Source organism: Streptomyces sp. NPDC055140, assembly GCF_053607285.1.
In genome coordinates this window covers 217492-227095 of record NZ_JBSGTG010000011.1, presented here as the reverse complement: position 1 = coordinate 227095, position 9604 = coordinate 217492, and the positions used below count along the sequence as shown (strand labels likewise).

Here is a 9604-nt window from a genome sequence, read left to right as displayed (position 1 = left end):
GGGCCCTCGGCCCCCTACTCCCCCCCCGCCGGCGCGGGGGGCCCCCCCCCCCCCCCCCCGCCCCCCCCCCCCGGGCCCCCCCGCGCTTCCCTGTGTGTAGAGACGTCCGTACGGCTACTCGCCGATCAGCGCGTCCACGAACGCCTCCGGCTCGAACGGAGCCAGGTCGTCGGGGCCCTCGCCCAGGCCGATCAGCTTCACCGGTACGCCCAGCTCGCGCTGCACTGCGATGACGATGCCGCCCTTGGCCGTGCCGTCCAGCTTGGTGAGCACGATGCCGGTGATGTCCACGACCTCGGCGAAGACGCGGGCCTGGACGAGGCCGTTCTGCCCGGTCGTGGCGTCGAGCACGAGGAGGATCTCGTCGAGCGGGGCGTGCTTCTCGACGACGCGCTTGACCTTGCCGAGCTCGTCCATGAGGCCGGTCTTGGTGTGCAGCCGGCCCGCGGTGTCGATGAGGACGACGTCGGCGCCCTCCTCGATGCCCTCCTTGACGGCGTCGAAGGCGATGGACGCGGGGTCGCCGCCCTCGGGGCCGCGCACGGTGCGGGCACCGACGCGCTCGCCCCAGGTCTGGAGCTGGTCGGCGGCGGCGGCTCGGAAGGTGTCGGCGGCGCCGAGCACCACGTTCCTGCCGTCGGCCACCAGGACGCGGGCGAGCTTGCCGGTGGTGGTGGTCTTGCCGGTGCCGTTGACCCCGACGACCATCACGATGCCCGGGGTGTCGAGGTTCGAGTCGGTCTTGACCGAGCGGTCGAACTCCGGGACGAGAAGCTGGACCAGCTCCTCGCGCAGCAGCGTGCGCAGCTCGTCGGGCGTGCGGGTGCCCAGCACCTTCACGCGCTCGCGCAGCCGGTCGACGAGCTCCTGCGTGGGCTGCACGCCGACGTCGGCGGTGAGCAGGGTGTCCTCGATCTCCTCCCAGGTGTCCTCGTCCAGGTGCTCGCGCGAGAGGAGCGTGAGCAGCCCCTTGCCGAGCGCGTTCTGCGAGCGGGAGAGCCGGGAGCGCAGACGCACGAGACGCCCCGCGGTCGGCTCCGGAACCTCGATCTCGGGCGCGGCCGGAGCCGGGGGCTCCTCCACCGCGATGGGCGCGGACGGCTCCGGCTCGACGAGCGGGAGGTCGACCTCCTCGATCGTGCGGCGGGGTTCGTCGCGCGGCGTCTCGGCCTCTTCGCCGACGTGCGGCTCGGCCGGAGGGGCGGTGATGTCGGGCGCGGAGGGGGGCGGCGGGGGCAGCTGCTTCTTTCTGCGGCTGCCGACCACGAGCCCGCCGAGTGCGCCGATCACGACCACGGCGATGACTACAGCAAGGATGACGATTTCCATAACGGGTCCAGTATCAGTCATGGACCCCCGGGACACCCCGCTTGTGACTTCCTCCAAAGAACATAAGCCACTTGAGTGCATTACTCGGACTAAAGTACGATGGAAGAGGCTGCGTCAACGCGCGTAGAGTCCAACGCGTCCCCTCCCCACACCCCCACCGGCTCTCCCACCACCACCCACCGAGCCGAGCGAGAGGCACGGAACCCCACCGCATGAGCAAGACCGCCGAATCCGAAGGCGCACTCGAGACCCGCGGCATCGAGCCCGTCCCCGAGTCCGAGCGCACCGCCAGGACCCGTGAGCTGTTCCCCACCTGGGTCGCCGCCAACATCAGTGTGCTGCTGCTCACGATGGGCGCGAGCCTGGTCGTCTCGTACAAGCTCAACTTCTGGCAGGCGCTCGTCGTCGCGATCGCCGCCCCCATCGTCTCGTACGGCCTCGTCGGCCTGATCGGTATCGCCGGCAAGCGCGGCGGTGCGCCGGGCATGGCCCTGTCGCGCGCGGTCTTCGGCCAGCGCGGCAATCTGCTGCCCGGCTCGCTCATCTGGGTCGCCCGGTGGGGCTGGGAGACGATCAACGCGGTGACCGGCGCCTACGCCGTGCTCACCGTCCTGGACATCCTCTTCGGCGTGAAGAGCAACAACGTCCTGGTGATCGTCACGCTGCTGCTCTTCGTCGTCACGACGTTCGTGATCTCCGGCCTCGGGATCAACGCCGTACAGAAGTGCAACAAGTACGCGACGTACCTCTTCGGCCTCTTCTCGGTCCTCGTGCTGGCCTACCTGATCGCCAACACCGACTGGACCCGCGTCTTCGACCAGCCCGCGGGCAAGATGTCGCTGATGGTCGCCGGCATCGGCCTGATCGCCGCGGGCGGCGTCAGCTGGATCCCCTCGTCGCCGGACTTCACGCGCTACCTGCCGCGCACGGCCTCGTCGGTCGCGATCGTGCGCAACTCCGTCGGCGGCGCCGGCATCGTCGTCCTGCCGATGGTCCTGATGGGCGCCGTCATGGCGGTCTCCACGCCCGACCTCGCCTCGGCCGCCGACCCGGTCTCCTTCCTCGGCGAGATCCTGCCGCTGTGGATCGCGGTCCCCTACCTCCTGATCGCCCTGGTCGGCATGCTGCTGATCAACTCGATGTCGATGTACTCGGCGGGCTTCACCGCCCAGACCCTCGGCTTCAAGGTCCCGCGCCACTGGGCCGTCTCGATCAATGCGCTGATCTCGCTGATCTTCGGCGGCATCCTGATGCTCGTCGCGACCAACTTCATGGGCTCGTTCATCGCCTTCCTGTCGCTGCTCGCGGTGGCCTTCTCGGCCTGGGTCGGCGTCTTCGGCGCCGACATGCTGCGGCGCAAGGAGTACGACGCCGAGGCCCTCGTCGACACGACGCGCACCAGCGCCTACTGGTACAAGGGCGGCTTCAGCCCGGCGGCCGTCGCCGCCTGGGCCATCGGCCTGATCGGCGGCCTGATGTTCACCACGTCCGACTGGTTCACCGGCCCCCTCGCCGCGAACAACCCGATCGGCGAGTACGGCCTCGGCTGGGTCGCCACGATCGTGATCTCCGGCCTGCTGTACGTGGTCCTGCCGAAGCCCGCCGTCGCCACCGCGCCCGAGGTCTCCACCGAAGAGGAGCGCGAGACCCTGGCCGTCTGACGCTCCGTCAGCTACCGTCCCCCTTCATCAGAGGCCCAACTCCGCCCTGTGAAGGGGGACTTCTCATGCCCGTCACGGTCGTGCGCTTCAACCTCGTGGACCCCGCGGCGACGCCCGAATCGCTGAGCGCCCGCTACAGGGCGGCCGTCGAGATGGCGGCGTACGCCGACGACCGCGGCATCTCCACCGTCCAGACCGAGGAACACCACGGCGTCGCCAACAACTGGCTGCCGTCACCCTTCACCTTCGCGGGCGCCGTCTTCGGCGCGACCCGGCGCATCGCCGTCACGGTCTCCGCGATCATCGGCCCGCTGCACGATCCGCTGCGCCTCGCGGAGGACATCGCCGTACTCGATCTGCTCAGCGGCGGCCGGCTCGTCACCGTGGCCGGAATCGGCTACCGGCCCGAGGAGTACGGCCAGTTCGACGTCGAGTGGAAGCAGCGGGGCAAGCTCCAGGACGAACTCCTCGACACCCTACTCAAGGCGTGGACGGGCGAGGAGTTCAGCTTCCGCGGCCGCACGGTCCGCGTCACGCCGCGCCCGTTCACCCAGCCCCACCCGCTGCTCCTGGTCGGCGGCTCCTCGCGGGCGGCGGCGCGGCGCGCGGCCCGCCTCGGCCTGCCGTTCTTCCCGAGCGCGCATCTGCCCGAACTCGAGGCGTACTACAAGGAGCAGCTCGTCGAGCACGGCACCGAGGGGTGGACCATGATGCCCGCGGCGGTCACCCCGCTGCTGCACGTCGCCGAGGACCCCGACCGTGTGTGGGCCGAGCACGGAGAGCACTTCCTGCACGAGGCGCGGACGTACGCGTCCTGGCAGTCCGGCGACATCAAGTCGGCGGTGAAGTCGGGGGCAACGACGGTCGACGAGCTGCGCGCCGAGGGGGTCTACCGGATCCTCACGCCCGACGAGTGCGTGGAACAGGCCCTCGACAGCTATGTGCTGCACCCGCTCTCGGGCGGTATGCCCATCGACGAGGGCTGGCGCAGCCTGCATCTGTTCTGCGAAAACGTACTGCCCCGGCTCGAAGACCTAGCGGTCTGAGCCGGGGCAGTGACGAGGGTGAGGAGATGGCAGCGGGGACTTAACCCATCTCCTCCAACGCCTTGCCCTTGGTCTCCTTCACGAACTTGAGTACGAAGGGGATCGAGAGCGCGGCGAAGAATGTGTAAATGATGTACGTCCCGGAGAGGTTCCAGTCGGCCAGCGACGGGAAGCTCGCGGTGATGGCCCAGTTGGCGATCCACTGCGCGGACGCGGCCACGCCGAGTGCCGCGGCACGGATCTTGTTCGGGAACATCTCGCCGAGGAAGACCCAGACGATGACACCCCACGACAGGGCGAAGAACAGGACGAAGAAGTGGGCCGCGATCAGGGCGACCCAGCCCTGCGTGGCCGGGAGCTTGCCGTCCACCAGGTCGTACGAGAACGCCCATGCCTCCAGCGCGAGACCGATGACCATGCCGGCGGAACCGACCAGGGCCAGCGGCTTACGGCCGACGCGGTCCACCAGGAGCATCGCGATCACGGTGCCGATGATGTTGATGATCGACGTGGTGAACGAGTAGAAGAACGAGTCCGTCGGGTTCACGCCGACCGACTGCCACAGCGTCGAGGAGTAGTAGAACGCGACGTTGATGCCGACGAACTGCTGGAAGACCGAGAGGCCGATACCGATCCAGACGATCGGCTTGAAGTAGAGACCGCCGTTGCCCTTGCCGGAGAGCAGGTCCTTGAACGTGGACTTGTGCTCGCTCTTCATCGCGTGCTCGATCTCGGCGACGCGGGCGTCCAGGTCGATCTTCGTGCCCTCGACCTCGGCGAGGATCTCCTTGGCCTTGGCCTCGCGGCCGACCGAGATGAGGAAGCGCGGCGACTCGGGGATCGCGAAGGACAGCATGCCGTAGAGAACGGCCGGGATGACCATCACGCCGAGCATGACCTGCCAGGCCTCGAGGCCCAGGACCTGACCGCGCTGGTCGCCGCCGGCGGCCTGCAGGATGCCGTAGTTGACGAGCTGCGAGATGGCGATGCCGACGACGATCGCGGCCTGCTGGAAGGAGCCCAGGCGGCCGCGGTACGCGGGCGGCGAGACCTCGGCGATGTAGGCCGGGCCGATGACCGAGGCCATGCCGATGCCGAAGCCGCCGACGATCCGCCAGAAGGCCAGGTCCCAGAGGGCGAAGGGCAGTGCGGAGCCCACAGCGCTGATCGTGAAGAGCACGGCCGCGATCTGCATGCAGCGGATACGGCCGATGCGGTCCGCGATCCGGCCGGCGGTGGCCGCGCCGATCGCACAGCCGATCAGGGCGATGGCGATGACCTGGGCGAGCGTTCCGGAGCCGATGCCGTACCGGTCACGGATGGCCTCGACGGCTCCGTTGATCACGGAACTGTCGTAGCCGAAGAGAAAACCGCCCATCGCGGCCGCCGCCGTGATGAAGATGACGTGGCCGAGATGGTCGGGGTGAGCTTCTCGGGCGCTTGGCGGCTTCGCTGTGCTGGTCACGTGTACTCCTCGGGCCACCGGCAACGGTGCCGGGGGTGGGGGTGAGAGCCCTTCCAGTGGCGCACAACTTCACGCCGCCCACCACCTGAAGGTAAAAGCAACGTTGCAGAGACTATGCCTTCAAGTTTCGAAGTCAAGAGGGGGGTAACTGTGAGCTTTAGCTGCCCAGGTGGCGAGCATCGTTCAAGTATTGAACATCAACCTGTGAATGATCTTGGAGCTGATGCCGCGGTTGACGCTGGGGCCGATGCGGCACCGGTGACCGGGATCCGGGCAGGACGGTGATCGATTTCCGGGCGGATCTGCGTGCGGCTAGCGCAGCCGCTGGCTGATCACCTTCGACACACCATCGCCCTGCATCGACACTCCGTAGAGCGCGTCGGCGACCTCCATCGTGCGCTTCTGGTGCGTGATCACGATGAGCTGGGAGGCCTCCTGGAGCTCCTGCATGATGCGGATGAGCCGCTGGAGGTTGGTGTCGTCGAGTGCGGCCTCGACCTCGTCCATCACGTAGAAGGGACTGGGCCGCGCCTTGAAGATCGAGACGAGCAGCGCCACCGCGGTCAGGGAGCGCTCGCCGCCGGAGAGCAACGACAGCCGCTTGACCTTCTTGCCCGGAGGGCGGGCCTCCACATCGACACCCGTGGTGAGCATGTTGTCGGGATCGGTCAGGATCAACCGTCCGTCGCCGCCGGGGAAGAGCCGGCTGAAGACACCCTCGAACTCCCGGGCCGTGTCCCGGTACGCCTCGGTGAAGACCTGCTCGACGCGCTCGTCGACTTCCTTCACCACCTGAAGGAGATCGCTCCTCGTCTTCTTCAGATCCTCGAGCTGCTCGCTGAGGAACTTGTGGCGCTCCTCCAGCGCGGCGAACTCCTCAAGAGCCAGCGGATTCACCTTTCCGAGCTGCTGGTACGCCCGTTCGGCCGACTTGAGCCGCTTCTCCTGCTCCGCTCGCACGAACGGCCGCGGCTGGTTGCGGGGGTGCTCGGGGTCGTCGGGCAGTTCCTCGCCCTCGGCCGGGAGCGAGGGTGGTACGGGCTGCTGCGGCCCGTACTCCGTCACGAGTCCCGCCGGCTCGACACCTAGTTCCTCCAGCGCCTTGGCCTCCAGCTGCTCGATCCGCAGTCTCTTCTCGGCGCCGAGCACCTCGCCCCGGTGCACCGAGTCCGTCAGCTTGTCGAGCTCCCCTTTCAGATCACGGCCCCGGGCCCGCTCGGCGACGAGTTCCCGCTCCCGCTCACCCTTGGCGCTCTCGGCGGACGCCCGCTCCTGCTCGGCCCGTCCGACCGAGACCTCCACGTGGGCGAGGAGCTGCCGGGCGCCGGAGGCCACTGCCTCGGCCACGGCCGCTTCGTGGCGCAGCCGAGAGCGCTGCCGCTCCGCACGCGCGCGTGCCTCGCGCTCCGCACGGGCCGCCCGGTCCAGCGAATCGGCGCGTCCGGCAAGGCCCTTCACCCGCTCCTCGTGCGTACGCGCCTGGAGCCGGGCCTCCATCTCGGTCTGGCGGGCATTGGCCCCGTCGGCGGCGAGCCGGTCGCGTACCGCGGTGTCCGGCTCCTCGTCGGCCGGCATCTCCTCGGCGACGGCGAGCCGTTCGGCCAGCTCCTCGGCGTCCTGTACGGCCTTCTCCAGCGCGTCCTGCGCCTTGGCGGCCGCGGCGGCGCTGCGCTCGGCCTCCCCGGCAGCGCCCCGCGCCTGTCCGGACAGCCGGCCGAGCTGCTGTGCCACGGACGACTTCTCCCGGTCGGCGGCCCGGCGCCGCTCCCCCAGCTCCTCCACGAGCGCGGCGGCCTCCGCGCGCCGCGCGACCGCGCTGTGCTGCGCCTCGGCCAGCTCCTCGCACCGCACTCCGAGCTCGGCCAGCTCGCCCGCGGCCTCGTCGACGGAGGCCTGCACCTCGAGAAGACTGGGCGCCCCGGCGGAACCGCCCTGAGCGAAGTGCGCCCCGAGCAGGTCCCCTTCAGCGGTGACTGCGGTCAGCTCGGGCCGCGCGTAGACGAGATCCTCGGCATCCTCGAGCGTCCCGACGACCACGATCCCCCGCAGCAACCGCCGCACGGCAGGCATCAACTCGGAGGGCCCCCGCACGAAATCGGCCACGCGGGGCGGCCCGTCCCCGCCCCGCGCGGGCTGTCCCGGGTACGCACTCCCGAAGCCACCGGGCCCGTCACCACCACCGACCGCCCCGGCCTCCGACGCACCCCTCTCCGCATGGGCTACGCCACCGTCACCACCAGCCCCGGGCCCACCACCCGCGGACCCGCCACCAAGAGGGGACCCCCCGGCCGCACCGGACGCGTCCTCCTCCCCCGCCAGCAGCAGCGCCGCGCGGCCCGCGTCCTGTTTGCGCAGGAGGCGGATCGCTTCCGCGGCGGAGGCGGGCGTGGAAACGGCGATGGCGTCGGCCGCGGCACCGAACGCCGCGGCGACCGGGACCTCGAAGCCGGGGGTGACGGAGAGCAGTTCGGCCGCGGGGCCGAGGACTCCCGTCAGGCGGTCGCGTGCGCCGAGCAGCGCGCCGGTGCCGTCCTTGCGGCGCAGCCCGAGCGCGAGGGCGTCGTGCCGGGCCGAAACCGCCGCCCGCTTGCGTTCCGCGGACGTCAGCGCCTCCCGGGCCACCGTCAGCGCGGACTCCGCGTCGGCCAGGGCGGCCCTGGCCGCGTCGTGCCGGTCCCCGAGCTCCGCGTCCCCGGCGTCGAGCCCGTCGACCTCGGCCTTGAGCTGCTCGTACTCCTCCTGCGCCGCGACGGCCCGCTCCCGCGCCTCGTCCCGCGCGGCGGCGAGACGGTCGATCTCGGCCTGCGCCGCGGCGGCCCGCGAACGGGCGGCGTTGACCTGCCCGTTCAGCCGCGCGAGCCCCTCGCGCCGGTCGGCGATGGCCCGGGCGGCGTCCTTGAGCCGGCGCTCCTCGGCCGCCAACTCCCGTTCCAGGTCGGCCCGGTGGGCCACCGTGTCGTCGAGGGCGCGCTCGGCCGCTTCGAGGGCGGCCTCCAGTTCGGCCTCCTGCTCGCGGATCCGGGCGGCCTCGCGCTCCATGTCCTCGGGGTCGCGCCCGCGCCGTTCCTCCGCGGGGGCGGACGTCGCGCTCTTGACCCGCGCGTCGGCCAGCGAGACGGTGCCGCGTACCCGCTCGGCCAGCTGCGACAGCTCGTACCAGGTCTGCTGGGCGCGCTGGAGCCGAGGGGTGAGCTGCCGGACCTCGGCCTCCAGGAGCGCCTCGCGCTGGAGTGCCTTCTTCAGCTCGGCCTCGGCGGCGTCCTTGCGTTCCTTGAGCGCCGCCTCGTCCTCGACCTCGGCGCGCAGCGCACCCCGCATGCCTACGAGGTCGTCGGCGAGGAGCCGCAGCCGCGCGTCGCGGAGGTCGGCCTGGATGACGGCGGCGCGGCGCGCGACGGCGGCCTGGCGCCCGAGTGGCTTCAACTGCCGCCGCAACTCGTCCGTCAGGTCCTGCACGCGCGCGAGGTTGGCCTGCATCGCGTCCAGCTTCCGCAGCGCCTTCTCCTTGCGCTTGCGGTGCTTGAGGACACCGGCGGCCTCTTCGATGAACGCCCTGCGTCCCATCGGGTCGGCGTGCAGCACGGAGTCGAGCTGGCCCTGGCCGACGATGACGTGCATCTCGCGCCCGATACCGGAGTCGGAAAGCAACTCCTGGATATCGAGCAGCCGGCATGTGTCGCCGTTGATCTGGTATTCGCTGCCGCCGTTGCGGAACATGATCCGCGTGATGGTGACCTCGGCGTACTCGATGGGCAGCGCGCCGTCGGAGTTGTCGATGGTCAGCGACACCTCGGCGCGGCCGAGCGGCGGGCGCCCGGTCGTGCCGGCGAAGATGACGTCCTCCATCTTGCCGCCGCGCAGCGACTTCGCACCCTGCTCGCCCATGACCCAGCTGAGGGCGTCCACGACATTGGACTTGCCCGAGCCATTGGGGCCGACGACGCAGGTGATGCCCGGCTCGAACCGCAGTGTGGTGGCCGAGGCGAACGATTTGAACCCGCGCAGGGTCAGGGCCTTGAGGTGCACGCCGCCGGACTCTACCCGCCGCGTGTGTCTCACTCCATGAACCCGCGGTTTCGCCCAGGAAAGTGCAGGGCACATCA

Annotated in this window: 5 protein-coding genes; 2 read left to right on the top strand and 3 right to left on the bottom strand. The window is 70.4% G+C overall.

Annotated elements, in window-relative coordinates; all coding sequences use genetic code 11:
- Positions 1 to 114: 114 nt before the first annotated feature.
- Positions 115 to 1329, bottom strand: a complete 1215-nt coding sequence (ftsY, locus tag ACWFR4_RS22550; RefSeq protein WP_453654165.1) for a signal recognition particle-docking protein FtsY — start codon at positions 1327 to 1329, stop codon at positions 115 to 117.
- 212 nt (positions 1330 to 1541) lie between these two features.
- Between ftsY and ACWFR4_RS22545 the strand changes: the two genes are divergently transcribed.
- Both ACWFR4_RS22545 and ACWFR4_RS22540 read left to right on the top strand, forming a co-directional pair.
- The gene (locus ACWFR4_RS22545; protein WP_453654163.1) at positions 1542 to 2990 is read left to right on the top strand and encodes a cytosine permease; all 1449 of its coding nucleotides are present in this window, start codon (positions 1542 to 1544) and stop codon (positions 2988 to 2990) included.
- Positions 2991 to 3055: 65 nt separating this feature from the next.
- Positions 3056 to 4036, top strand: coding sequence for an LLM class flavin-dependent oxidoreductase (locus ACWFR4_RS22540; protein WP_453462901.1), 981 nt, complete (start codon positions 3056 to 3058; stop codon positions 4034 to 4036).
- Positions 4037 to 4076: 40 nt separating this feature from the next.
- Here ACWFR4_RS22540 and ACWFR4_RS22535 read toward each other — a convergent pair whose 3' ends face one another.
- Positions 4077 to 5501 carry a sugar porter family MFS transporter gene (locus ACWFR4_RS22535; RefSeq protein WP_453462899.1) on the bottom strand — a complete coding sequence of 475 codons (1425 nt, stop codon included), beginning with the start codon at positions 5499 to 5501 and terminating at the stop codon, positions 4077 to 4079.
- Between the two features lie 312 nt (positions 5502 to 5813).
- Positions 5814 to 9527 carry an AAA family ATPase gene (locus ACWFR4_RS22530; protein WP_453462896.1) on the bottom strand — a complete coding sequence of 1238 codons (3714 nt, stop codon included), beginning with the start codon at positions 9525 to 9527 and terminating at the stop codon, positions 5814 to 5816.
- Positions 9528 to 9604: the final 77 nt, after the last annotated feature.

What these genes read in the sequence shown, in the direction of transcription:
- ACWFR4_RS22540 (WP_453462901.1), top strand. Translation starts at nt 3,056, where the DNA reads ATGCCCGTCACGGTCGTGCGCTTCAACCTCGTGGACCCCGCGGCGACG.
- ACWFR4_RS22545 (WP_453654163.1), top strand. Translation starts at nt 1,542, where the DNA reads ATGAGCAAGACCGCCGAATCCGAAGGCGCACTCGAGACCCGCGGCATC.
- ftsY (WP_453654165.1), bottom strand. Translation starts at nt 1,329, where the DNA reads ATGGAAATCGTCATCCTTGCTGTAGTCATCGCCGTGGTCGTGATCGGC.